Source organism: Nitratireductor soli (assembly GCF_001050155.1).
GTDB lineage: Bacteria > Pseudomonadota > Alphaproteobacteria > Rhizobiales > Rhizobiaceae > Nitratireductor > Nitratireductor soli.
Genome location: NZ_LFVY01000003.1, coordinates 1 through 24766 on the forward strand (window position 1 = coordinate 1; position 24766 = coordinate 24766).

The window sequence follows — 24766 nt, forward strand, 5'->3', positions numbered from 1 at the left end:
ATCGGGAACATCTCAGGGGAGCAGGTCACTCCACAAAAGCCTGATCCTGCACTCTTCGTTTCCAGTCGCGGAGAAGCTCGACTGTGTGATGGGTGGGATCAGAATCGATCAGCTTTCCGCAGTTCTGGCAGAGCCAAATCCCATTGTCGGCAGAGGCACGCTCCTCAGCGGTAAGAGTTGCTAGATAACGCGGTCCACCAGGGGCGGCCGCGGTGATATGAGCAGCTTGGCCGACATTGACGATCGATTGGGCGTTTTCCGCGGACCCAATGGTCGGCCGACGGCACCCAGGGTTCGAGCAGCGGTTGCCCACTTGGTCGCGAAGAAACTGAATAGTGGCTTTCGTAAAGTCGTGTCTCAAGTTGTAGCCAATGTGTGGTCCGATCTAATGAACAAGTATGCTGCTTAGACACCTGGCGACAACTCTGACTCGTCTGATCGATCTTTTCCACTTCAACTCGGCGAGAAAAGCGAGAGACGGCCAATAGCCCAGAAGTCCACTATTGGCGCTTCGCCGACAGGCTCAGCCACCGTCGGCGAAACTTATTTCCGATTTCGGTAGCCTCAGAAAGCGAAAGAGCGTTGTCGACATCGACTCCAAGATACCGAACTATGTTCCGCCTAAGAAAGCGGACCATAGTGCCAGTTGGAAACGGCAGCTTAGGCGCCGCCGTGTCAGGAAAAATTGTCGCCGTCCTCTATGTGGCAGCCTGCACCTTTTCAGCTGGGTTTGACTGGTACTGTTTTACGACCTCAGGGATGAGTACCTGATACCATCCATATCCCAAGTTTGTCGCCGCTAGATCCGCGCTTTGCAGACGCCCGGCATAGACACCGATGAATTCAAGAGCATGAAACTCCTGGAGTGCACCAAGCTCCTTATTGTCTGCAGTAAACGTGCTCACCCGGCGCAGAATGGGAGACCCGGACATACCGGACGTAGTAGCGGAGTCGATTAGGAACATAGGCCGTCCGTCAACACCCAATCCCACATCGCTCGCAATGAACCCACGTTTCCAGACCGGGAACATCCCGCCCGTGTAGTTGCGTAGCGGGTAGCCAATACCACGCATTCATCCCCCGCTTGCGTAAGAATTCTCTGAAATGAATTCTCATTGATAAAAGAGGTTGTTGCTTCGGCGCCCTTGTAACCGATGCGAGCCGGATTCAACCCTATGACCAGGTCGTTTGGAAATGGCATCGCCCATAAGTCAACAGGCCCGCCCGCGACGATAGGCGGCTTTTCTAGGACCTCCTCAGCATGCGGCCCAAGGGTGATCCTGATTTTCTTGCGGTCGATGGCCACCCGTCCATCTTGCACTTCGATAGAGGTACCGAAAAAGTTAAACTGTGAAGGAGTGTAACCAGTTGGGCTAGAAATCGCACCAGTGAAAGGGTTGCGGCCCGACACGACATGCCAATTTGTCACCAAATATGCCTGACCTCCATGGAGCCAGAAAAACCCCGTTGCGGTGCTAATGACCTGTTCCTGGCCGTCCTTGCTTAGCAATTCGATCGGCGTCGTGCATAGCGTTCGCGGGTCCATAGCGGGTTGCACGAAATTTCTATGCGCTAGATTGACAATCTCGGGCTTAGTATCCCCATAGCTTATACCTCCCATTAATGTAGCCTCTTCTTATCGGCGCGAAATATCATCCCTACTGCACGCGCATGGAAAGCGGCAACCTTTTCCGCCACACGCCGCAACCGGACAGACCGCTTCCCACCGATCCGAGACATGATGTATCTTGGTAGCGGACCGGCAGCTTTCAGGATCACGAAATGGTGGGACTAACGACCGGGATTGAGGCGCACTGCTGTCATTACCGACGTGCCAGTCCGAGTCTGTCCAGTGGCCCGTCATACACTTGGTCCAGAAACCCTGATAGATGCGCTGTGATCCTCAAGAACAGCGGCCGGTGGCGACCTATCCAAACTCGTCGTCCAGCGTCACCGATTGGTCGCCATCGGCATGAAACAGCGGATCCGCATTGTCGCCGGTTCGCATCAAAAGCCCTGCATCCTCGAGCGCTTCCAGGTCCGGCAGATCGCGCAGCGTGTCGAGCCCAAAATGCTCCAGAAACCTGCGGGTCGTCACATAGGTGTAGGGCGCACCGGGCTGCGGTGAGCGCGGACCGGAAGCGATGAACTCGAGCCGACGCAGATGGCCGATCGTGTCGCGGGAAACCTCACGACCGATCATGCCGGAAAGCGCCGCGCGCGTGATCGGCTGATGATAGGGGTCAGAACAAGAGCTGTGCAAAATCGTACGCTAAGGTCGAACGAAGCACGAACAGGGTATGTTTGTGTCTCTCGATTTCCAGGGCTTGATGCCTGATCCCTGTGGATAGTCATGGCAACGCGACAGCTTCCGTTTCCACATCCATTCAGCTCGGCAACATTGAGCGGGAGTTGGTGTGTGTGCGGAGTTTAGCAGTGGCTAGGCGCAAGATTCTCAAAACTCAGGATCGACAGGGGCTTTTCGATATTCCGGCTGATGAGAACAGCCTGATCCGACACTATTCATTGTCCGCGGCGGATCGCCTCGAAATTGACCTGCGCAGGCGCGAGCACAATAAGCTCGGCTTCGCTGTTCAGCTTTGCGTGATGCGACATCCGGGCCGGGTGCTGGCGGCAGGCGAAATTCCGCCACGTGCGATGTTGAGATATGTCGCCGACCAGATCGGCGCCGATCCCACTGTGTTCACAACCTATGCCCGCCGGGAAGAGACGCGTCGTGATCACATTGCGCGCCTGATGATCTATCTCGGCGTCAGAAGCGCGACAGCTCAGGATCGTCGCGCGGGGCTGTTGTCGGCAATTGAGGCGGCCGCGATGTCCGACAGCGGCGCTTCGATTGTGAATGCCATTGTCGCCACCTTGCGAGAACGCGGAGTACTGTTGCCTGCGGCGGAAATCATCGAGCGAATGGGGCTTGCGGCTCGCGCCATAGCTCGCCGCCGCGCCGAGGGTGCGCTTATCGAAGGTCAGGCACCCGAGAAGCTGCAGGCGCTCGACAAGCTGCTCGAGGTTGATGCCGCGATCGGTCAGACCCGCTTCCATTGGTTGCGGTCGGCGCCCGAAGCACGGGCAGCTTCAAATCTGATCGGGTTGACCCACCGAATTGCATTCCTGCGAACACTCGGGATCGATTCCGGTTTGCAGACGCGCGTGGCTTCCGGGCGGTGGGGCCAGATGGTCCGTGAGGGTAATGCCACGCCAGCGTGGCTGGCCAACGACTTCAATGCAAGTCGTCGTCACGCCCTGATCGTCGCGCAGGTCATCAAGCTCGGCGAGAAGCTAACCGATGACGCCGTGACGATGTTCATCAAGCTGATCGGGCGGCTGTTCTCCAAGGCGCACAATCGCAAGAAACGGCGGCACATGGACCACCGAACAGACGCCTCCAAGGCCCTGCGTCTGTTCCTCGATACGATATCGGCGCTGCAGTCGGCCAACGATCGGGGTCAGGACGCACTTGAGGTGCTCGACCAGAAGGTCGGTTGGCACCGGCTGCTGCGGATGAAGCCGGAGCTTGCAGCAATGGTGGAGGAAAATGAGGCATCCCCGCTGGTCCTGGCGGCCGAGCAGCATAGTGGCGTCGTCAAATACGCGACGGCGTTCCTGGCGACCTTTACGTTCCGTTCAGCGCGCCGCCACGACTCCTTGCTCACAGCCATTGCGATGCTCCGAAGGCTTCATTCGGAGGGACGGCATGCACTGCCCGAGCGTGTTCCGACCAGCCATCTCAGTCCGACCGATCGGAAACTGATCTTTGGGCAGCAGAAGCCTGATCGCCGGCTCTATGAGATAGCCACTCTCGCCGCATTGCGCGAGCGCCTTCGCTCGGCGGATATATGGGTAGAGGGCAGCCGCTCGTTCCGCCCGATCGACGAGCACCTCATGCCGCGATCTACGTTCACCACGATGAAGGAAGAGGATCGGCTTGGCCTTGGTGTAGGCAGTGACGTCGCCGCCTGGCTGAACGAAGTAAAGCAGGTGCTGGACTTCAATCTGAAGCGCCTGGCCTATCGCGCTCGCGCTGGTAAGCTCGAGGGTGTTCGTCTCGAAGCGGGAACGCTGATCGTGACGCCGACCGTCGGCGACGTTCCCGCGGCAGCCGAAGAACTGAACGCAGAGATCAGCGAGATGTATCCGCTGGTCGAAGTTCCTGATCTCCTGAGGGAAGTGCATGATTGGACGGGCTTTGCCGATCACTTCACACATGTCCGCACAGGCGACGCCCCACGGAATGTCTCTGCCATGCTGGCCGGCGTCCTGGCCGATGCAACCAATCTCGGTCCGAAGCGGATGGCCGGCGCATCCAAGGGCATCAGCGCCCATCAGATTGGCTGGATGCGCACGTTCCATGCCCGATCAGAAACCTATCGCGCCGCTCAGGCCTGCATCACCGACGCACATACCGGTCACCCGCATTCCCGCCTGTGGGGCAACGGAGCGACCGCGTCGTCCGACGGACAGTTCTTCCGTGCGAGCGACCGAGCGGCAAAACGCGGCGACGTCAATCTGCACTATGGCAGCGAACCGGGATCGAAATTCTACAGCCACCTGTCGGACCAGTATGGCTATTTCAGTATCTTGCCCATCAGCCCCACTGAAAGCGAAGCGGCCTACGTGCTCGATGGCCTGTTTGACCAGGATACGATCCTGGATATCCAGGAGCATTTTACTGACACTGGCGGCGCGAGCGATCAGGTCTTCGGGCTGTTCGCCCTTATCGGCAAACGCTTCGCGCCTCGGCTACGCAACCTCAAGGATCGAAAGTTCCACACATTCGAGAAAGGCGACGCCTACCCGGCGCTGACGAACCACATCGGCGCACCAATCAACTCCGCGTTGATCCTTGACCATTGGGATGACCTGCTACATCTGGCAGCGTCGATCACGACGCGCGCCGTCGTCCCCTCGACGATCCTGAAGAAGCTCTCGGCGTCTCCGAAGGAAAGCCAGTTGGCCAAGGCGCTGCGGGAACTCGGCCGGATCGAGCGATCACTGTTCATGATCGAATGGTATTCGAGCCCGGCCTTGCGCCGACGGTGCCAAGCCGGCCTCAACAAGGGTGAGGCAGCGCATAAGCTCAAACGCGCGGTGTTCTTCCACGAGCGCGGAGAAATCCGTGACCGGTCATTCGAGAGCCAGGCATTCCGCGCTTCCGGTCTCAATCTCGTCGTCAGTGCCATTGTCCATTGGAACACCGTCTATCTTGACCGCGCAGCCACGCATCTGCGCATGGCGGGTCGGATTATCCCGAATGACCTGCTCAAACATGTCTCGCCGCTCAGTTGGGAACACATCAACCTCACAGGCATCTACACTTGGGATTCTGAGCACCAGATGCCGGAAGGCTTCAGATCGCTTCGCTTGCCAGCACCAATCCGACGGGCGGCATGATGTTCATGCTCCGTTCGACCTTAGCGTACGATTTTGAGCAGCTCTTGTTCTGACCCCGACTCGCGCTCCCGCTCCATCGGTGTGGTCCACCGTCCAAGACCTCACTCAGCGATCACACGGACGCGGCGGCAGCCTGATCGGCCAGTCGCTGAAAGAGGCGGGACTGCCGTTCCTCGCTATTGAGGACGCCGACAAGACGTTGCGAAACTACGCGCCGACGGTATCGAAACGATCTCAGGCAATGCGGCGAAAGCGGAGGTCTTCGAAGTGGCCAATCCGGCAGGTGCGCGTCGACTTATCTTGGCGATCCGGAATGCCTTCAAAGGCAGGCCAGATCGTTTTGCGCGCACGCGCTGCCAATCCCCGCTAACGAAACTCGGCGAAGAAGCCGCAACCTGGAGCATTCAAGCGATCCGCCCGATTCCGAAGATAGGGGTCGTTACAAGAGTAGTGCCCCCAAGATAAGCAAACCCCGTGGACGACCTTGCGATCGGTTGCAACAATTTGATGAGAGACCGGCGAACTCCAAATCTGCACGATTGTGCACACGTAGGCCGATTAACTATTATCCCGCTCACTTTACGTGCGTGGGCTCGCATCGTTCCTAAAGCGAATACTGTCGGGTGCCATTGCGCCACCCGATACGATGAAAGCGATGGCTTCGTTCTTCGTCCAGTCGAGCCATACAAGGCGCGATGTAGGAACGATCTCGACAAACCCGGATGTCGGGTTTGGAGTGGTCGCGACGTAGACGGCGGCGAGTTCCTCCTGATCATCTGTTGCCGGGAATATCCGCGTCACGATTCCTACCGCTCGCATTTCCGGTGTTGGAAACTCGATCAGGACGACCCGCTGCCCACCCGGAGTTCCGTCTCCGCGCAGTGCGTCGATCAGTGTTTGCGTAGCTCCGTAGACGGTTCGCGCCAACGGGATCGTATCGACGATGCGGTTTACGAGGTGCAAGAATCTTCGGCCGATGACCGCATTGGCCGCTCTGCCTAGGAGACCAAGGAGTGCCAGTGTGATCAGGACGGCCAATGTCGATTGAAACCACCCGGCGAGCAGGATATCGGCCAGCCCGCCGGAAATAGGCCGTAGCGCCCGGGAGAAAGTGACCACGATCGGTCGTCCGGCTTGGATTAGCAAATCCACCACGAACCAGATGACCCAGACCGTTACCCACAGTGGAATAATCGTGAGGATGCCGGTGACGATATATCGCGTTAAGGACTGCATGGTTTGTCTCTCAATAGATCGTTGCGCGGCGGTCGCTCATTGTTCTGGGAGCTTACTTCCTTGCCGGTCACTCACTGGAGCGGGAAGAACAGGTGGATAGCCGCACAGGTGGCCGCGCCGACGATGATGTTCATTGGGATGCCGATCTTGAGAAAGTCTGAGAACCGGTAGTTGCCGGCGCCGTAGACCAGCGTATTGGTCTGGTAGCCGATCGGCGTGGCGAAGCTGGCGCTTGCCCCGAACATGACTGCGACCACGAACGGCCGGGGATCCACGCCCAATTGAGTTGCAAGTCCGATAGCGAGAGGTGTGATCAGGACAGCAACCGCGTTGTTGGTCACGACTTCCGTTAGTATCGAGGTGAGCAGGTAAAGCGCGACAAGCATCGCAAACGGCGACAAGCCGGCAACCCATGGTGAGACGCTGCCAACGATGAGCTCGACGGCACCGGTATTGGCAAGACCTTGACCGACAATCAGCATGGCAATGATGAGGATCAGAATCGAACCGTCGATCGAACTCCAGGCCTCGTCGGCGTCAATGCAGCGCAAGAGCAGCATTGCCGCGACCGCCAGCATGGCCAGTATGCCGATGTCCATGAGTCCGAACGCGGCGATGAGGACGACTGCCGCAAAAGCGAGGATGGCGATCGGCGCCTTGCCGCGGCGGTAAGGCCTATCGCTAGACCGAGTGATGGATACCAGGCCGGCATCGTCGGTTAGCGCATCGAGATTGGCCGCAGGCCCCTCGAGCAACAGCTTGTCGGCCGGCCGAAGCCTGACGTTCTCGAGGTCTGGACCGGGTAAGTGTCGGTGCCGGTGGGCACCCAGGATACGGACGTCGTAGCGGCCGAGCGCCAGGTCCACAATTCGCTGGCCAGCGCTCGCTCGATGCGGCGCGACAATGGCTTCCACCACTACGGAATCTCGCGCGCGTTCCGTGGCGCGGCGAAGCCCGACGCGCAGTCCCGGCTTCTCGTTGAGGGTCAGAAGCTCCGAGGGGGTTCCGTAAACGATCAGCGAGTCGCCCGTCTTGAGCTTTCGTTCGCTGAAATCGGCGCGGATCAACTCGCCCCCGCTGCGCAGTGCCAGGACGCGCAGGCCCGGCCGCTTGAAGTCGGGGGCCGCGCTTACCTTAGTGCCGACGTATTTGTTATCTGCCCGGATGGTGATCTCGGACAGGAATTCGCCCTCGGTGCTTGAAGCAGCATCTTCGGTGCTGCGATCTGGAAGAAGATATCGTCCGAACAATAGCATTGTCACTGTGCCTGCGGTCGCCGCCACGAGGCCGACGGGCGTGATCTCGAAAATCGTGAAGGGTGCAAGTCCCGACGATCGCGCCACGCCATCGACCAGAATGTTGGTCGAGGTGCCGATCAACGTGCATGTGCCGCCAAGGATCGCCGCATAGGAAAGCGGTATGAGAAGCCGGGTGGCGGCCACGTCGAGTGATCTGGCCAACCGCATGACGATCGGGATGAGGATGAGCACGACCGGCGTGTTATTCATGAAGGCAGATGCCGTCACGGTCGCAACGAGAAAGATCGCAATCGCAAAGACCGGTTGACTGGCGGCGCGCGTGATAACGATGCCAGCAAGGCTTTCAAGCACGCCGGTCCTCACGAGCGCACCGGAAAGAACGAACAGAGCACCGATCGTGATCGGCGCCGAATTGGAGAAGGCGGCCATTGCATCCGATGGCGCAACAAAGCCGAGCAGCAGGAACAGAGCAGCGCCGCCGACAGCGGTGACTTCAGGGGGATAAAGTTCCAGGACGAAACCGACGAGCAGAAGCAATATGATCGCCAGGGCAACATAGGCTTCATAACCGGCGAGCAGACTTGCCATCCATCACTCCCCTGGCGAAGCCGCAATCGATGTCGTCGGATCGATCACGCTGCTGTCGCGCCAGAAGACGGTTGCCAGCGGCGCTTCGCCGCGCCATCGCGACAGGATGAACCCTTTCACAGCCAGGATGGGTCGAACCCCGCTGGGCTGCCTCTTCCCACCGTTCTTGGGCAGCGGGTGATCAGTCTCCTCAGGCATGGCCTAGTTTTTCCTTCGCTTCCGAGCTTGCGCGTTCCCCTGGCTCCGGGTCTGCTACGGCAGGTGACCTTTTGCTGTCGTCACCTTGGTCCTTCTGCCCGGGCGGAGATTTAACTGGCGTGGGCGAATCCTTGAGCGCTGCTTCCACCGATTTTCGGGTCTCTTCGATCTCCACCTCCCGTTCGACATCGCGCAGTGCCTGTTCGAACTGCCTGCGGTATTCGCCGCTCACACGGTTGAAGGTTCGCATCATCGCTCCGGCCGACCGCATCGCTTTGGGCAGATCCTTCGGCCCAAACACGATCAGCGCCACCACGATGATGACCAGCAGTTCAGTGCCACCTATGCCAAACATCCAAAGCTCCTGCGCTGCCGTGCCGTCGCTACGTCAGTTCCCTGCGGTCGTGCTGGCGGATCTGCCCGCCACTGCGGCTTCCTCCGGACTGAGGGCGCCCGGCCGCAGCTTGAACAGGATCAGGAGCGGCCCCGCGACGAAGATGGAAGAATAGGTTCCCACGAGGATGCCGAAGATCATCGCGATCGTGAATGACTGGATGACCTCGCCGCCCCAGATCGAAAGCGCCGCGAGTGCGAACAGCGTGGTCACGCCGGTCAGAACCGTACGCGCCAGCGTCTGGTTCATCGATAGATCGAGCAGCTCAGGGATCGCCATCCTTCTGTAGTGGCGGAGATTCTCGCGAACGCGATCGTAGACAACAACGGTATCGTTGATGGAATAACCGACGATCGTCAGGATCGCGGCGATTGAAGTCAGGTTGAATTCGATGCCCGCCACGACATAGAAGCCGATCATCAGGATCACGTCATGGAAGGTCGAGATGATGGCGCCGAGCGCGAACTGCCATTCGAACCTGATCCAGATGTAGACGAGCATCGCCAGAAGCGAGGCGACCACGCCCATTGTTCCATTGAAGGCGAGTTCAGAAGACACCGTCGGGCCGACGACCTCGATGCGGCGGAACTCGTAGTTGGACTCGAGCGCGCTCCTCACCTTTTCGACGGCGGTCTGCTCCGCAGTGTCGCCACCCTCCTGAGTGCCGACGCGGATCAGCACGTCCCGGGCCGACCCGAACTCCTGCACTTCTTCGCCCAGCTCGAGGGCGGTCAGCCGATCACGGATGTCGCCGATGTCGGACTGCTGTGCCTTCGCCTGCACCTCTATGCTCGAACCGCCGCGGAAATCGATGCCGTAATTCATGTCGACGGTGAAGAACAGCGCGACTGAAGCGAGCGACATAAGCAGGGACAGTGTGAAAGCGTACTTCCGTAAAGCCATGAACGGCACCCGCGTGTCATCGGGCACCAGGCGCACCACACCGTTGGGCATAGCTTTTGGCCGCTGCCGGCGAAGCCAGACTGCAACCAGCCAGCGCGTCAACGTGAAGGCTGTGAAGACGGTGGTCACAATGCCGATGGCAAGAGTGACAGCAAATCCCTTGATGGGACCCGAGCCGAGGAAGAACAGGATGACCGCGGCAATCAGCGTCGTCACATTGGCGTCCACCACCGTCGCCAGCGCCTGTTTGAACCCTGAATCCATCGACTGCACGATCGACCGCCCTTGGCGGTTCTCCTCGCGCACGCGCTCGAAGATGATGACGTTAGAGTCGACCGCCATGCCCATCGTCAGCACGATGCCGGCGATGCCGGGCAGCGTCAGCGTGGCGCCGAGAACGGACAGGACAGCGATGATCAGTGCGACATTGGCCAGTAGCGCGATATTCGCGATCAGGCCCAGTCGCCCATAGGCGAAAAGCATGAAGGCGACGACGAGGAACCCGGCGATGATTGACGCGAACTGGCCCGCCTCGATCGAATCGCTACCGAGGCTCGGACCGACGGTGCGTTCCTCGACGATAGTGAGGTCGGCGGGGAGCGCGCCGGCGCGCAGCAGGACCGCGAGGTCATTCGCGCTCTGCACCGTGAAACTGCCGGATATCTGCCCGGTGCCGCCCAGAATTGGTTCGCGGATCTGAGGCGCTGAGATTACCTCGTTGTCGAGAATGATCGCGAACAAGCGTCCGACATTCTGCTGCGTCGCCTGGCCGAAGCGGGTGGCTCCGCGACTGTCGAAGCGAAACGAGACCACCGGCTCGTTGGTGCGCTGGTCGAACGTTGCCTGCGCATCGACGAGGTTCTCACCGGAGACGATGATCGGGTTCTCGATCAGATAGGGAACTGGCGGATCGTCCGTCGAATACATCACCGTCGAGCCCGCTGGCGGCCGGCCGGAGATCGCCTCCCCGACCGGCATCGACTGGTCGACCATCTGGAAGGTCAGCTTGGCGGTCTGGCCGAGAATTTCCTTAAGTCGCTGCGGATCCTGAAGCCCAGGCACCTGGACCAGGATGCGGTCGGTACCCTGGCGCTGGATGATCGGCTCGGTCGTGCCAAGCTCGTTGACGCGCCGGCTCACCACCTCGATCGACTGGATCAGCGCTGCGGCGACCCGATAGTCGATACCGCCTTCGGTGAGGGTGAAGCGCAGCAGGCCCGGTTCCAGCTCAGCCATCTCCATCTCGGTCACCGAGCTGGCGGTGAAGAGGCCCGCCGAGATCGGCTGCGTCAGGCTGTCGAGCGCGCTCTTTGCTGCTTCGATCTGACCTTGGTCGCGGATGCGAACCTGGACATAGTTGCCGGCGCCGGTAAGCCCGGTATAGCCAATCTGGGCATCGCGCAGCGATGTGCGGATCTCGTCTCGCGCCGATTCCAGGCGCTCATTGGCGAGGTCCTGCCGATCGATCTGGAGCAGGATGTGCGAGCCGCCCTGCAGGTCGAGTCCAAGTGTCAGCTGCTGCTTCGGCAGCCAATCCGGCAGTGATGCTAATGTGGAGACGGGAACCAGGTTCGGGGATGCATACAGGACGCCGGCCAGGACCGTCAGCCAGATGAGAATGGTCTTCCAGCGCGAAAAATGCAGCATAATTCTTGTCCGTTCGGCCAGTCTCATCGGGCTGGAAAGCCTGGAGAAGGCACTGATCGGCGAGTGGCTCGATACGTGAAGATCGAGCAACTCGCGAGGTACTAATATCGGTGAATCGAGAGCCGCGATCGCGCGGCCAGGCTATGCCGCCCGGGTCGGGGGGCCGCGCGCATCGAAAGCGCGGATCGGCGGCAGTTTCGACCGGTCGTCAGGCCAAACAGCAAAAAGGATGCCTGACGCAGCTTCGAGCGGAAGATGGACATCAGGGACAATGCCGAGGGGCTTGCCATCTCCGTCGGCGACAGGCGCATAGGCTCCTGTCTTGAGACGGGAAGCCTCGGCACCAGAATGACGCGCCAGATCGCGGACAACAATGGTCGGATGTTCGATGGGCTGGGTCGCAGCCAGGCTCGATTGCCCGGCGACATGGCCCAAACCAAGCTGGATGGGAGTTGCCTCAGGAATGACCCAAGCCAGCAACAGAAACGATGCGATCAAGCGGAGACAAGCGCCCACGCTACCGAAAACGCCGGGACTATTGTATCTTTGACCGCGTCCGCTCATCTCACGACATGTGGCGCTTCATAGGCAATGCGACTAGATCCACGTGTGCCTCTTCCCTGCCCGCATTGCTGGCGAGCCGCAGTTTCTTAGTACACATTCCGCGCATTTGCATCATGAATGTTGGCGCAATTTTGACGATCTGGAGCAACGTTCCCCACGAGGATGCTCCAGAACTACCTTGGGGTCAGAACACGAGCATACCCGGTGCCATCGAACCACATCGGGGCGCCAATCAACACCATCCTAATCCTCAATCACTGGGATGACGCCGCTAAGTTGGAAACACACCAATCTGACCGTCATCTACACTTGGGACGCGGAAGATGCCTGAAGGCTTCCGGTCGCTCAGACCTCCGGCTCGGTTACGCCCGCTCCCTTCTAGGGGCAACCCTGAGTGTCAGCGTGGGCTCTAGGACGATTGTACGCCGCCCCTTTCGTGCGCGGGCTTCGGCGCTGTCCAATATTTCGATATAAAATTCGGCCAGCTTGCGACTGACCAAATTTTGTATATATTCTTCGGTCAGAAAGGTCATCGAGCAAATGCCAGATCCTACCTCGGACACCCAAGACCGCATTCTTGACCGGATCGCTCGGGCAGCGCCATCGGGCGTGTGGTCGCGCGCGGATTTTCTGGATATCGCGACGCCGAACGCTGTCGAGAAGGCATTGCAGCGTTTGTCGAATCGAGGCGAGATCCGCCGCCCATATCGCGGGCTTTACGACAAACCCGGAACCAGCAAGCTGACCGGCAAGCTGGTGTTTCCACCACGGTCCTCTTTCATCGATGCCATAGCAAGGCGGGACAAGCTGCGGGTGTTGGTCGACGGGATGACGGCTGCCAATGATCTGGGCCTGACGACGGCTGTTCCGGCACGGTCAACAATCTACGCCGATACGTATCCCCGAACCATAGAAATCGAAGCGAACGCTGGCGATCCTCAAGCTTCCCGGCCGATCTTCTATACATTGGACTTCAAGCGTATCTCGGCGAAGACGGCATTTTGGGCCGGACGGCCCGCCATGCGCGTGATCCAGGCCTTGGCCTGGTTTCGCGATGACCCATCCGCTCTCGATGCCGCCGTGAATGGCACCGCGAGATCCTTGGCAGAAAATCCCAATCGGGATGAAATCGAACGAGACCTGCGTGGGAACATCAATGCCGTTCCGGCCTGGATGTACCCATATGTGGACGCGATAACCCGGCGACTTGCCCCAGGCGACGATGCCGCCAGCGAGCACCCTGGTTCGCGAGGGAAAGGGCATAATGCTGCAGGGGTTCATTGAGATTCTTCGTTCGACCGCCGACGAACAGCGCGCGCTCTATGCGACGGTTGCTGCGGATCTGAAAACGCGCGCCGAGAATGTCGAAAAGGACCTCTACGTCTGCTGGGTCCTCGACTTTCTATTCAACCGGCGGCCTGACGACCCGATCGGGCTTTACTTCAAGGGCGGCACGAGCCTCAGCAAAGCCTATGGTCTTATCAGGCGGTTTTCCGAAGACATTGATATCGGGCTTTTCAAAGCAGACCTGAAGGCACCCCTCGAGGCGGAGATCGCGGCACTTCCATCGGTGAACCAGCAGCAGAAGGCTCTGGTCTAACGCGTAGACGATGCCGCACGCCAGTACATCTCCGGCCCGCTTCTGGATCTGCTGAAAAACGAGATCGCCGAGGTGGAGAAAGCCGCCGATCGCAGCGGGCATTTTTCGGTCGGCTTCGGCTTCGATCCCTACCGGAACCGGGAGGCGCTCGACATCCTCGTCGTCTCCTACCGCAGCGTGTTCGCGGCCGGCGACGACTATGTCCAGGCGGCCGTGAGGATCGAGGGCGGCGCTCGCCCCGATCCCGTTCCGGCCGAGCCTCGGGACATCCGCCCATATGTCGCGGCGGAGCTGCCATCGACCATTGTTCTCCTGGTGCGCGGCGTGACGACGGTCAAGCCAGAGCGAACCTTCTGGGAGAAGGTTCTCATCCTCCATGCGATGACCGAGATGACGGAGAAGCGGCAAGCGGACGGCAATCCGGAACGCCCCGTGCCCGATCTCAATCGGTACTCACGCCATTACTACGACGTCCACCAGATCTGGACGCACGCGGGCTATGGCGAGGCCACGGCATCGATGCGGGATCTCGCCGAAGCTTGTCGTCAGCATAAGGAACTGATGTTTCGCGCACCGGATCACCGCTACGACCGAGCGGTACCCGGCAGCTATCGACTTGTGCCGACCGAGGCCATGCGAGGCAAGCTTGCCGCCGACTACGAGCGCATGTCGGCCATGATCTTCGGCACGCCGTCATCGTTTGCCGAGGTGCTGGCCAGCATCGACGCTCTTGAGAGATATTTGAATGCGACGGTCGCAAAGTAGGCGTAGGCCAAACCGAAATCACCAGTTTGTCGGGCGCTCCATGACCGCCGGACACGACGAAAGTATTTCCACCATTCATCCATTCGCGGGGAGACCGGAGCTTGCGCGTATTATTTAGTCAACGGTACCTTCGCGCGATCGAAAGCAAGGCGCTCTCGGTGGAGATTCCTGAAATTGCCCGCCGGAAGGTCTGGGCTCAGCTTTCCGCTCTTAATGCGCCGATGCGGATTCAACGCGATCCCTACGACAATTGGGCCGACAACTCGTCGATCCTGGAAGAAGCCGAGAGCGACCTGCTCACCGAACACGGCTGGCAGCGCCTTCCTGTAACGCCATATCCGGCTGATACCCAATATCACGAGGCGCTACGTCTCCTGGTACTCGACGGCGAGGCCCCCTACGTATTCGACACGATCGAGGTCGCTTCGGGGTACATGGATGCGCCGGAGAAAGATGCACTGCGTCAAAAGATCAATCAGATCTTCGAGCTTCACGATTGCCCTTGGCGCATTTCCGACGGTGAATTCTTCAAGCTTGATGGGGATTTCGTCGGTGCGAGGCTTGCTTCCACTGCCCACGATTCCCTCGCGGTGAACCAGTTCGCCGGCGCCGCCCACGAGTATGCCAAGGCGCGCCAGTACCTGGGGAACGGGGACATCCGGGAAGCCATCTTCTTTGCCGGGCACAGCTTCGAAAGTGTCATGAAGGTGCTGACGAAGCTCGACCAGCCAACGGCGACAGACTCATCAAGGAACTGGGTGCTCAAGGGTACTTCGACGACTTGCCCGAGACGATCCGCGCCGGCTTCATGGATCAGGTCCTGCGCGCCCTTCCCTTCCTTCGGAACAAGCTGGGCGGGCACGGCCAGGGAGAAGACATCGTCGCGATCCCGCCCGCCTATGGCGACCTTGCAATCCAGATCGCCGCCGCGTTTCAGAACTTCCTTATTACCAAGCACCTCGAACGCGCGCCGGCCCCCAGGCCGGAACCGGAGCCCTCTGCGCCAGCGAAGCTTCCCGCCGATGACGACCTGCCGTTCTGACATCCCGTTCTGCGAGACATAGGCGGATGGGTGCGATCCTGGGCCAGGGCCTCGGCACGTGGAACGCAGCCGGCGCGCGGGGAGCCACTGGCGCTAGACGCTCACTCCCGGCGAGACTGGATCGGTGGGGGTCTGCTCTCTCACCCAACTCAGGAAGCTTGCGACATCGTCGGTGTGCGAAGGGGTTTGCGTGTAACGGTCGAGCTTTAGTCCAAACAGGACCAACAAGCGTCGAGCGATGCGCGAGAGGTCGTCGGTGCTCACGTGACCCGGCAGGTCCGTCGTCAATGTCGGCCACGTGCCATGCAATACCTGGGACCTCGTTTGAACCAGCTCCTCGACCAGCTTCTTCACGGTTATAGGCCTGGTGGTGCCTATGTTCTTTGAAGAATCTAGGCCCAGCAGAACCTCGAACCCTTCGAGGATGCGTCGGGTGCTGCCGGATCCATTTTCCGCCCGGAACAGGACCTCCAGGCTTGTTTCCAGACGGGCGACATGCATCGTCTCGAGCCTTTCTGCGCAGGCCTCATGATACCAATAAGCCGCTTCGCACCAGGACTCGTTGAGCTTGGGAAAATTACCTCCGTCCAGGTAGGTGCGTACACGTCGTCCAAGGGCTTCGAGCACGTTGCCGCTCTGCACCATCCAGCGTTCCAATTCGCCAATGTCGATCGAAGCGCCAGGCGGGTGAGACCTCGGCTCGAGGCCTGACGATCCGTCGAGATGGAACCATGTCTCGAAGCTTTCCCAGTTGGACAATCGTCCGCCTACACGTCCGATCTCGCTGAGGCCGGACGTTCCCACCAATGCCTGAAACGCACCGAGTGCTATATCGACGGTATTGTTTGCCATCGCTACCGAGACCGACTTTTCCCGATTGCTGACGCGGACGAGAGCGACCCATTGCGCATTGCGGCTCGCGAGCGTCTGGTCAATTCGCTGCATAGCCATCCGGTGGAATTCTTCGGATGCTGGCGTCGCGGAATGATGTTCGATGCCAAAATCAGCTGGCGATGCGAGATCACTGCGATGAACGATATCGACCGGCCCGATCGAGAACCGCGCGATGCGTTGGGGCAGAAATACGATGGGAACGGCATGAAGCCGTGTCTGCGTGATTTCGCTCAGCCAGGCGACCAGACGTGCCTCCAGCTTCGGGCGCAGCTCGGCGGCCTTCGGTTCACGATCATCTGCCAGAAGCGAAAGTAGCTCCGAGGCGAGCTTCTTTTCGAGCTGCTCTCTCGTGACTGCCTTCTGCCACGTTCCCGCGTTGCGAATTGACCTTGCGATCTCGCGCAACGCCAGTGCTCCTTCAGCGGTAAATCCTCGAGCCTCGGATTCAGGAAGATTGAGGGTAGCGTGATGAAGCTGATGTTTGACGTTCCAGGTAAGGAAGTTCCTCGGCAGGTCGAGCACATCAGCCGACAAGATCCGGAACCCCTTCAGGACCTCTGCGAGATGATTGAGAGGGATGGCTATTGTCATGTCGCTGCCTCCGCGCAGATGATCGAGGTCTCCGGCGCCGGTCGCCTAACGACGGCATAGGCACTAGCCTTCGATAGAGACCAGTGCGAAAGGCAGGCTCTTCGCGAACCGACCCATGCCGTCGAGGATGGCTTCCATCCGTGTGGGCATTTCCGCGATGGCCTCATCCGTAAGGTAGAAAATCCACGGCTTGCCATTGGTCGTCGCCGACTCGAAAAACCGGTCCCACCGCCGTTCGGCGATCTGCTTTTCAAATTGGTCCCGCTGGGCGAGTGACCACTCGAAGCCGCCGTGGAACATCTTGTTCCGATATGTGAGCATTGCGTCGATCCAATTTGACGTGTCGCTCGGCAGGTGCTCGATCAGACCTGTCGCGGCCGAGATCTGGCGAATGCCTCTGATGATATCCTGGTGGGCTCCTCCGTCTTCGCCGAAGTAAACCTGACAGTTCCACCGTTTCGGATGGTCGCCCGCCCGATCCCACCGCTGATGCGCTGGAGGCTTCATCGTCTTGGCTTCAAACATCTCGCCGAGGGAATAGAAGGACTGAGAGTAGACACTCTCAAGCATCGGAACGATCATCCCGATCGCTGCCATGCTGTTCGCCGCTTCGCTGTAGGATGACCGAAAAATCACGTCGACATGTTCGTCGACGAGGCGGTCCTGGTATGGACCCCTGTAGGTCTCCGCCTCCTGCCTGAGTTCTTCGATCTGAGCGGACACAGCTTGCGACGCTGCATGGTTACGGCGGAGCACCCCCTTGATGGCCTCAAGCTGCAAATCCCAGTCAAATATTTTTTCTGCCCTAAGTATTTGGTATGATTATAAAAAATAAAATCCTCGGGTGAGTATACCGTTGAAGATACCGTCAAAAACCTAGCCTTTTGATTTTGCTACGGTTTTTTGGAAATTCAGGACGGGGAAAATCCTGTGAACTATCGGCATCTATCGGCGGCGTCGCAGTGAGGCATAGACCGCAAACGTCGAATCTGACGCGCCGATAAAGTACCGTCAAAACCTACAAAATCAATGCTTACACCTCGATCCTGGTTCGCTAGAGCAAATTCGACTTATTCGGGGTCATATCCTGCTGCCTCGAAGTAGTGTCGGCATTCCTCGGTTGTGAACGCTGAGAGGCAGTCGGCAACGACGGACCAGAGTTCGTCGATGGTTCTGGCGGCGGCCTTTCTCAGGAGGGCCTTGAGCTTGGAGAAGGCCATCTCGATCGGATTGAAATCCGGCGAGTATGGCGGCAGGAGCAGGAGCCGCGCCCCGGCCTTTTCGATGGCCTCGCGCACGCCGCCGATCTTATGGGCCGGAAGATTGTCCATGACCACGATGTCGCCGGGCCGAAGTTCGGGTGCGAGAACCTGCTCTGCATAGGCGAGGAAGACTGGTCCGTTCATCGGGCCGTCGAGCAGCATCGGCGCCGCCATGCCGGACAGCCGCAGGCCGGCGGTGAAGGTCGTCGTCTTCCAATGGCCGTGGGGAACGGCCGCCCGGCATCGCTCGCCGCATGGCGCCCTGCCGCGCAACCGGGCCATCTTTGTGGAGGCCGCGGTCTCGTCGATGAAGATCAGCCTCTCGGGATCGAGGTCGGGCTGGGCATCGAACCAGGCTATGCGGCGGCGCAGGACGTCTGCGCGCTGCTGCTCTGCGGCGTGCGCCGTCTTTTTTTGAACGTGATGCCGCGCCGGTCGAGGAACAGCCAGATCGTCGAGGGCGCGGCCCGCACGCCGTGCTCGGCGGCAAGGCGCTCCCCCATCTCGGCGAGCGTGATGTCCGGTGCATCCTCGATCAGGCTGAGAATGAAGGCCTCGTGTGCGTCGAGCTTCGAACGCGACGGCTGGCCCTGCTTGCGCGCCTCCGTCTCGCCGGTCTCGCGATAGCGGCGATACCAGGCTCCGGCCGTCGAAATTCCGATCCGGAAGCGCCATGCCGCCTCACGTGTCGAGACCCCGTCCTCGATCGCAGCAATCACCCGACCGCGAAGGTCTCCGCTCAGGCTCCTCGTCATCATCACCTCCTGGCATATCACCAGGAGCAGTGAAGCAGACAACGTCCATCGCGTGAATCCTCAAAGCGACTCCGTGTTCATCGAAGATGCTCTAGTGGAATTTCACGTGCCTCGAAATGAATCTTGTGGCCCATCAAATGAGGAGAATTCCGCTCAAACAGGCATTTTCACCCGTAGCGATGGAGGCTTCCGGGGTGTTGTCACGGTAACGGCTTGTTCGGACTCGCCACGACAGGCGCAGGCGCATGGACACCTCGCCCATCAGCTATAAACGCCACCGCCCCCCGATCATCGCCAATGCGGTGTGGCTCTACTTTGGCTTTCCGCTGAGCTTGCGCCTGGTCGAGGAAATGCTGCTGGAGCACGGCATTTTTTGTTTCCTGTGAGACCATTCGTCGATGGGGACTGAAATTAGGCCCGGACTATGCCCGCCAGCTCCAAAGGAAGCGTCCAGGCCCGAACGATATCTGGCATCTGGATGAAGTCGCCATCAGCATCACCGGTAAGAAACATTGGCTTTGGCGGGCCGTCGATCAGGACGGATACGTCCTTGATGAGATCGTCCAGAACCGCCGCAACACCAAAGCTGCCAAGCGATTGCTGATGCACCTGTTGAAGAAACAGGATATCGTGCCAAAGCGCATGATTACAGACAGGCTGCGATCCTATGGAGCAGCCCGGCGGCAAGTGATGCCGGCCGTCGAGCAGCGGTCGCACAAGGGGCTCAACAATCGAGCTGAGAATTCGCATCTGCCGCTGCGAAAACGCGAAAGAACGACGCAAGGTTTCCGATCGCCAGAAAGCCTCCAACGCTTCATCTCGATCTTCTCGGCTCTTCGCAATCTGTTTGTCCCGCCCCGCTCAAAGCGCTCTGCGCTCGCCATCCACATTCACCGCCTGCAAGCGATGGCGGAATGGACAGTTGCTGTTGGGAAACTCGCGTCAATTCAAGCCCCACCGCTATCGGCGCAATCATTTTCCGATAACGTGACAACACCCTGTCCGTGGATTTCGCCGATGATCGCGTCATAGACGGCGTGGAGCTGCGACAGTTCGCCGATATGGCACGCTTCATCGGGCGCTCCGAGATTTCTGGGGGTTAGCCCGATGACGACGCACGGATAACCGCCGCGTCTCCACAACCGTGCATCCGAACCACCTATCCGATTGTCGAACACGGCAGCCTCTTTGGAGACCTTTCGCGCGCCGTCGAGGCAAGCGGCCGCCAGCGGCGTCCTCGAATCCGTCCAACTCGGTTCATACCGACGCGTAATTGTCCACGCGACCCCCGGCCGACCACCGAGTAGCGCGTCGACGGATTTCTCGACCTCGGCAGTGGAGAGGCCCAACGGTATGCGGATGTCCACCGCGGCGGAAGCCCGCGCCGGAACGAGGTTGGGCGATGATCCACCGTTCATCATTCCGACATTGACGGTGACACGCTCCATCGTCCTGCGCAGCCCTTCGGATTCCCCCGTCTTGCGTGCAGCCAGTGCCATGACGTTGCGCGCGTCTTCAGGCGGCTCGGGGATCAAGCTTTCCACCTTGCGCAAGGCAATAAGGGCATCGACAAGCCGGTCAGCAGCATTCACCCCGACATAGACATGGGCGCTGTGGGCTTGTTTTCCCTCTGCCTCGATTTCCAGCCACAGCATCCCCTTCTCGCCCAATCTCACAGCGAAAGGGCCGCCCACATCAGCCACAAGCACGCCATCGCCATGGATTTCAGGTGCATTGTCCATCAACCATTGCGTGCCCAGTTCGCCCATCCGCTCCTCGTCGCCGGCAAGGGCCAGGACCAGGCTTCCCGCAAACGGACGGCGCTTCGCCCAATCGGCGAGGATTTCCACCAGGACCGCCACACCGCCCTTCATGTCCGCCGCGCCGCGCCCATAAATGAATCCGTCGCCGATCTCCCCCCCGAGCGGTAGGAACTTCCACATCGAGATGTCGCCGATGGGATAGGTGTCCAGATGGCCACTCAGGATCGTACGAGGACCCGGCAGCCCGCCGTCGAGGACGGCGACCAGGTTCTCGACCGGTTCCTCGCTGATATACCGCTTCAGGATCACACCCGGAATGCCCTTTAGGAAATCTTGCGCGATCGCCACAACGTCTCTCGTGTCGCTCGGCGGAGTCTGGCTGTCACTTCTCACGAGCGCCTGGGTGATCGCCGTCAGCCGATCGACGGAATCCTGGCTCATGTCCGAGCATCCGCCTGGCGGCGCCAGATCAACAGCAGAATCTCGTAGGTTACCGCTGCAGCAAGGAACGCGGTCATTCCGTTGATATCATGCGGCGGGCTGACCGTATTCACGTCAGCGCCCACGATGTTCAACCCTTCCAGCATGCGCAGGAGATCGATGCCTTCGCGCGACGACAGCCCTCCCCAGACAGGCGTGCAGACGCCGGGAGCGCAGGACGGATCGAAGACGTCCATGTCCCACGAGAGGTAGACCGGGCGTTGCGCCAACGTCTGCCTGAGCTCCTTTACCGCGTCCTGAAGGCCGCGGTTCTGCAACTCGGTCATCGACATGATGTTGTAACCGAGCTCGCGGGTATGGTCGTACACCCCCGGCCGCACCGTCGAGCCGCGGAGGCCCACATGCCAGGAAGCGCTGGTGAGGATCCGCTGCTCCAGCGCGGCATGCGTGAACTGCGAGGCTGCGTCGTATTGGTGGACAGGATCTATTGGATAGGCGTCCGTATGGCTGTCGATATGCAGAACGGCGAGACCGGGGTGAACTTTCGCGGCGGCGCGGACGAGGGGCAGCGACACGCTCCCGTCACCGCCGAAGCCGACCGGCACGGCGCCGGTGACTGCGATCCTGTAGGCCGCCTCCTCTATCAGCGGGAAAGCCTCTTGCGCACGTGACGGCACCAGCAGCACGTCTCCGGCGTCGATGACGCCCAGCTCGGTCAGAGCGTCGCAATCGGCGATTTCCGACTGATAACGCCGGAGAAGGCCGGACTGGGCGCGAATGGCCGCGGGACCCTGGCGGGCCCCGATGCGGAACTTGTGTGTTCCGCAATCGAATGGGCAACCCAGTATGGCCGCTCCCGCGCCTGTGGCGTCCGTGCGAAACGGAATGCCCATGAATGTTGGCGGCGCTTCGTAGAGTTCATCGGATGAAAGCGTGTCGAGACTGGTCATGTCGGATTTTCACTCGCTGAAGCATAGGAAGACAGACCCGGCCAGGAACGGTCGGGTCCATGTGAGGGATGTTGGCTTGCGGCGGTCTCTAGCGAGAAGAAAGCCTTCGCTCCCAAAGGCGGATGCCCATGGCCAGCGGCCAGCAGATCAGGAAGTAGATGATGGCGATGAAGGTGAAGATTTCGAGCGGACGGAAGATCGACGAGGAAAGCTCCATCCCGCGGCGTGTGATCTCACCGACGGATATTACCGCTCCCAGGGACGAATATTTGATAAGCTGCACGAAATTGGCGGCCAGGGGCGGCAAGGTGAGCCGGATGGCTTGCGGCAGAACGATACGGATGAAGGTCTGGACTGGAGACAGGCCAAGTACCTGCGCCGCCTCCCGATGCCCTTTTGGAACCGCCTGAATGCCGGCGCGGTATGCTTCGGCGATGAAGGCTGACGAGTAGATGCTCAGCCCCACGATGAGAGCAGTCCAGGAATCGAGATTGATACCCATGGCCACCGGCAGCACATAATAAATCCAGAGCAACTGCACGAGGATCGGCGTGTTGCGGATGATTTCTCCGACGGCCAGCGCAAGAAAGCGAAGCGGCGCGAACCGGGACATGTCCATGACCGCGATCATCAATCCGCCAAGCATCGCCAAGCTCAGGGTGATCGCAGAAATGAGAAGGGTCTGCTGAAGCCCGCTCAGGAGAAAGTCGATATTCTGAGGGATGACATCCCAACGAAACTGATAACCACCCATAGAAATTCCCCTTCCTTAAGCTTCAGCAGACCAACAGGCTTCTTCGAACAGGTTTACGGCGCGACGATCGGGCCGAGCTTGTTCTTTTCCGCGTAGGCAGCCAGGCGGCCATCGCGCTTGATGGTGCTGATGAAAAGATCGATGTGGTTGAGCCAGATCTGATCCCCATGCGGGACGACATAGGTGTACGGTGTCAGGAGCAGCTTCTGGTCCGGCTCGATGGAGCGCGCCCAGTCGAATTCGTCGGTTACCTTCACCGCGGTTGGAAAGTCGGTCATGATGACGTCGACCCGATTGGCGACAAGCTCGGCTTCGCGCGTGGCAGGTGGTGCCACGACGACGAGTTCGGCCTGTTTGAGATAATCGCGCATGAACGGCTCGATATAGCTGCCGAGAGACACCGCCACGCGGCGGCCGGGCTGGTCAATGTCACCCCAGCTCGTCACCGGGCTTCCCTCCCGCGTAACCGCGTAGACGCCCGAGATGAGGTATGGTTGCGTAAAGGCAACCGCCTCGCCGCGCTTCATCGTGGCACCGATCCCGAACATACCGATGTCGCACTTGTTAGCTTGGAGATCGGCGATGAAAGTGCCGAAGCTGGACTCGACGATGTTCAGCTCGACACCGAGTTCTTTCGCCAGCTCCTTGGCGAGATCGGCGTCGATGCCCTCGATCTCTCCGGATGCCGGATTGCGAAACGAAATGGAATAGTAGAGCGGATACTGGCATACGCGCAGCTTGCCGGACTTGGTGACTTCGTACAGACGCGAATTCACCTGCTGCGCCGATGCCGGCGACGTGAAGATGGCAGCGACGACCGCGCAAATGGCGAACGTTGCAAGAGATTTGGCGATCTTGCCCATTGATGAGTTCCCTTCTTCTGATAGTTCAGTCTTGCATTTGGCGCAGGAACCGCTGCGCTCGGTCCGTTTTCGCACTAGCAAAGAACGCGGCGGGCTCTGCGTCTTCGACAACCCTACCCTGATCCATGAAGACCACGCGCGACCCGACGTTGCGCGCAAACCCCATTTCATGGGTCACGACAAGCATCGTCATCCCTTCCTCAGCCAGGCTGCGCATCACAAGCAGCACCTCGTGCTTCAGCTCGGGATCGAGCGCGGATGTTGCCTCGTCGAACAACATCACACTCGGCTTCATCGCGAGCGCTCGCGCAATTGCAACGCGCTGTTGTTGCCCACCGGACAGGCGAGACGGATACTGATCGCGCTTATCGGCGAGCCCGACCTTTTCCAACAGGCGCATGGCGTTGGCTTCAGCCGCCGCCTTCGCGTCACCCTTCACGCGGACCGGTGCCTCGATGACGTTCTGCAGTACCGTGAAATGTGGCCAAAGATTAAAATGCTGGAAGACCATTCCGATGTCGCCGCGCGCGGCCTTGGCGTTCTGCCGTATGTCTGTCGGCAATTGCGGAGCGGCGATGATTCTGTCGCGCAGCGTCACCACGCCCTCGGTCGGTTGCTCAAGCAAGGCGAAGCACCGAAGCAGCGTCGTCTTGCCCGAGCCGGAAGGACCGATCACGCATACGACCTCGCCTTCCGTCACGGCGAGATTGACATTGCCGAGCACCTGGACGGAGCCAAAACTCTTGCTCAAATCCCTGGCTGCGATCAAGCCGCTTTCTGGCTGCTCGCCCACGGCGCTTGCGTCCATTCTTGACTCCCCTTCCATATCATAAAGAAAATTGATTGGATTAATACATTCTCCTTGATTTCGCAAAAAATGGCTTT

At 59.7% G+C, this 24766-nt stretch carries 18 protein-coding genes and 3 pseudogenes; 5 read left to right on the forward strand and 16 right to left on the reverse strand.

Annotation, left to right across the window (positions count from 1 at the left end; translation table 11 throughout):
- Nucleotides 1–955: 955 nt before the first annotated feature.
- Together AB843_RS25435 and scpB are read right to left on the reverse strand one after the other, a co-directional pair.
- Nucleotides 956–1546 carry a hypothetical protein gene (locus AB843_RS25435; RefSeq protein WP_157384415.1) on the reverse strand — a complete coding sequence of 197 codons (591 nt, stop codon included), beginning with the start codon at nucleotides 1544–1546 and terminating at the stop codon, nucleotides 956–958.
- A gap of 381 nt (nucleotides 1547–1927) precedes the next feature.
- Nucleotides 1928–2239 (reverse strand): annotated as a pseudogene (gene scpB / locus AB843_RS04030) (SMC-Scp complex subunit ScpB); the annotation flags it as partial.
- Between the two features lie 197 nt (nucleotides 2240–2436).
- On the opposite strand from scpB, the gene AB843_RS04035 reads away from it, so the two are divergent.
- Nucleotides 2437–5412, forward strand: coding sequence for a Tn3 family transposase (locus AB843_RS04035; RefSeq protein WP_048645533.1), 2976 nt, complete (start codon nucleotides 2437–2439; stop codon nucleotides 5410–5412).
- 579 nt (nucleotides 5413–5991) lie between these two features.
- Here AB843_RS04035 and AB843_RS04040 read toward each other — a convergent pair.
- From AB843_RS04040 to AB843_RS04060, 6 genes are all read right to left on the reverse strand, one after another.
- Nucleotides 5992–6648, reverse strand: coding sequence for a DUF502 domain-containing protein (locus AB843_RS04040; protein WP_048645534.1), 657 nt, complete (start codon nucleotides 6646–6648; stop codon nucleotides 5992–5994).
- Between the two features lie 71 nt (nucleotides 6649–6719).
- Entirely contained in the window at nucleotides 6720–8495 is a 1776-nt protein-coding gene (locus AB843_RS04045; RefSeq protein WP_048645535.1) for an SLC13 family permease, read from the reverse strand.
- Nucleotides 8496–8498: 3 nt separating this feature from the next.
- Nucleotides 8499–8693, reverse strand: a complete 195-nt coding sequence (locus AB843_RS25440) for a hypothetical protein (protein ID WP_157384416.1) — start codon at nucleotides 8691–8693, stop codon at nucleotides 8499–8501.
- On the reverse strand, nucleotides 8686–9048 hold the full coding sequence (gene tatB, locus AB843_RS24625) for a Sec-independent protein translocase protein TatB (protein ID WP_053086091.1): 363 nt from the start codon (nucleotides 9046–9048) through the stop codon (nucleotides 8686–8688). Before tatB ends, AB843_RS25440 begins: the two co-directional genes overlap by 8 nt.
- 33 nt (nucleotides 9049–9081) lie before the next feature.
- Complete coding sequence (secDF, locus tag AB843_RS04055; protein WP_048645536.1) at nucleotides 9082–11637, reverse strand: protein translocase subunit SecDF; 2556 nt, start codon at nucleotides 11635–11637, stop codon at nucleotides 9082–9084.
- Nucleotides 11638–11778: 141 nt separating this feature from the next.
- The gene (locus AB843_RS04060; protein ID WP_048645537.1) at nucleotides 11779–12135 is read right to left on the reverse strand and encodes a hypothetical protein; all 357 of its coding nucleotides are present in this window, start codon (nucleotides 12133–12135) and stop codon (nucleotides 11779–11781) included.
- 606 nt (nucleotides 12136–12741) lie between these two features.
- Here AB843_RS04060 and AB843_RS04065 point away from each other — a divergent pair.
- The 3 genes and pseudogenes from AB843_RS04065 (at nucleotide 12742) to AB843_RS25445 (ending at nucleotide 15630) form a co-directional block, all read left to right on the forward strand.
- The gene (locus AB843_RS04065) at nucleotides 12742–13485 is read left to right on the forward strand and encodes a DUF6088 family protein (RefSeq protein ID WP_048645538.1); all 744 of its coding nucleotides are present in this window, start codon (nucleotides 12742–12744) and stop codon (nucleotides 13483–13485) included.
- Nucleotides 13466–14566: pseudogene (locus AB843_RS04070) on the forward strand (nucleotidyl transferase AbiEii/AbiGii toxin family protein). Before AB843_RS04065 ends, AB843_RS04070 begins: the two are co-directional and overlap by 20 nt.
- A 101-nt stretch (nucleotides 14567–14667) precedes the next feature.
- Nucleotides 14668–15630 carry an AbiJ-NTD4 domain-containing protein gene (locus AB843_RS25445; RefSeq protein WP_157384417.1) on the forward strand — a complete coding sequence of 321 codons (963 nt, stop codon included), beginning with the start codon at nucleotides 14668–14670 and terminating at the stop codon, nucleotides 15628–15630.
- Nucleotides 15631–15701: 71 nt separating this feature from the next.
- Here the strand turns inward: AB843_RS25445 and AB843_RS25450 are convergent, their stop codons facing one another.
- The 3 genes from AB843_RS25450 to AB843_RS24795 all read right to left on the reverse strand — a co-directional run bounded on the left by AB843_RS25450 (nucleotide 15702) and on the right by AB843_RS24795 (nucleotide 19110).
- Entirely contained in the window at nucleotides 15702–17093 is a 1392-nt protein-coding gene (locus tag AB843_RS25450) for a hypothetical protein (protein ID WP_157384418.1), read from the reverse strand.
- Nucleotides 17094–17156: 63 nt separating this feature from the next.
- Entirely contained in the window at nucleotides 17157–17873 is a 717-nt protein-coding gene (locus tag AB843_RS04100; protein ID WP_048645544.1) for a hypothetical protein, read from the reverse strand.
- Between the two features lie 290 nt (nucleotides 17874–18163).
- A protein-coding gene (locus AB843_RS24795) for an IS630 family transposase (protein ID WP_244467890.1) occupies nucleotides 18164–19110 on the reverse strand; the annotation gives its coding sequence in 2 pieces (ribosomal slippage) (nucleotides 18164–18771 and nucleotides 18771–19110; 948 coding nt in all).
- Between the two features lie 245 nt (nucleotides 19111–19355).
- Between AB843_RS24795 and AB843_RS04115 the strand changes: the two are divergent.
- Nucleotides 19356–20142 (forward strand): annotated as a pseudogene (locus AB843_RS04115) (IS6 family transposase).
- On the opposite strand, the gene AB843_RS04120 reads toward AB843_RS04115, so the two are convergent.
- The 5 genes from AB843_RS04120 to AB843_RS04140 form a co-directional block, all read right to left on the reverse strand.
- Nucleotides 20058–21314: a M20/M25/M40 family metallo-hydrolase gene (locus AB843_RS04120; protein WP_048645545.1), complete on the reverse strand. Its 1257-nt coding sequence runs from the start codon at nucleotides 21312–21314 to the stop codon at nucleotides 20058–20060. The pseudogene AB843_RS04115 and the gene AB843_RS04120 sit on opposite strands and share 85 nt — an antisense overlap.
- Nucleotides 21311–22264, reverse strand: a complete 954-nt coding sequence (locus AB843_RS04125; RefSeq protein ID WP_053086092.1) for an arginase family protein — start codon at nucleotides 22262–22264, stop codon at nucleotides 21311–21313. Before AB843_RS04125 ends, AB843_RS04120 begins: the two co-directional genes overlap by 4 nt.
- Nucleotides 22265–22352: 88 nt before the next feature.
- A complete protein-coding gene (locus AB843_RS04130; protein ID WP_048645546.1) occupies nucleotides 22353–23018 on the reverse strand; it encodes an amino acid ABC transporter permease in 666 nt (221 codons plus the stop codon).
- Nucleotides 23019–23071: 53 nt separating this feature from the next.
- Nucleotides 23072–23881, reverse strand: coding sequence for an ABC transporter substrate-binding protein (locus AB843_RS04135; RefSeq protein WP_048645547.1), 810 nt, complete (start codon nucleotides 23879–23881; stop codon nucleotides 23072–23074).
- 25 nt (nucleotides 23882–23906) lie between these two features.
- Nucleotides 23907–24689, reverse strand: coding sequence for an amino acid ABC transporter ATP-binding protein (locus tag AB843_RS04140; protein ID WP_087587034.1), 783 nt, complete (start codon nucleotides 24687–24689; stop codon nucleotides 23907–23909).
- Nucleotides 24690–24766: the final 77 nt, after the last annotated feature.

Bases quoted from the DNA above. Each gene is read 5' to 3' on its own strand.
- AB843_RS25435 (WP_157384415.1), bottom strand. From the start codon at position 1,546: ATGGACCCGCGAACGCTATGCACGACGCCGATCGAATTGCTAAGCAAG.
- AB843_RS04040 (WP_048645534.1), bottom strand. From the start codon at position 6,648: ATGCAGTCCTTAACGCGATATATCGTCACCGGCATCCTCACGATTATT.
- AB843_RS04045 (WP_048645535.1), bottom strand. From the start codon at position 8,495: ATGGCAAGTCTGCTCGCCGGTTATGAAGCCTATGTTGCCCTGGCGATC.
- AB843_RS25440 (WP_157384416.1), bottom strand. From the start codon at position 8,693: ATGCCTGAGGAGACTGATCACCCGCTGCCCAAGAACGGTGGGAAGAGG.
- tatB (WP_053086091.1), bottom strand. From the start codon at position 9,048: ATGTTTGGCATAGGTGGCACTGAACTGCTGGTCATCATCGTGGTGGCG.
- secDF (WP_048645536.1), bottom strand. From the start codon at position 11,637: ATGCTGCATTTTTCGCGCTGGAAGACCATTCTCATCTGGCTGACGGTC.
- AB843_RS04065 (WP_048645538.1), top strand. From the start codon at position 12,742: ATGCCAGATCCTACCTCGGACACCCAAGACCGCATTCTTGACCGGATC.
- AB843_RS25450 (WP_157384418.1), bottom strand. From the start codon at position 17,093: ATGACAATAGCCATCCCTCTCAATCATCTCGCAGAGGTCCTGAAGGGG.
- AB843_RS04120 (WP_048645545.1), bottom strand. From the start codon at position 21,314: ATGAGCCAGGATTCCGTCGATCGGCTGACGGCGATCACCCAGGCGCTC.
- AB843_RS04125 (WP_053086092.1), bottom strand. From the start codon at position 22,264: ATGACCAGTCTCGACACGCTTTCATCCGATGAACTCTACGAAGCGCCG.
- AB843_RS04130 (WP_048645546.1), bottom strand. From the start codon at position 23,018: ATGGGTGGTTATCAGTTTCGTTGGGATGTCATCCCTCAGAATATCGAC.
- AB843_RS04135 (WP_048645547.1), bottom strand. From the start codon at position 23,881: ATGGGCAAGATCGCCAAATCTCTTGCAACGTTCGCCATTTGCGCGGTC.
- AB843_RS04140 (WP_087587034.1), bottom strand. From the start codon at position 24,689: ATGGACGCAAGCGCCGTGGGCGAGCAGCCAGAAAGCGGCTTGATCGCA.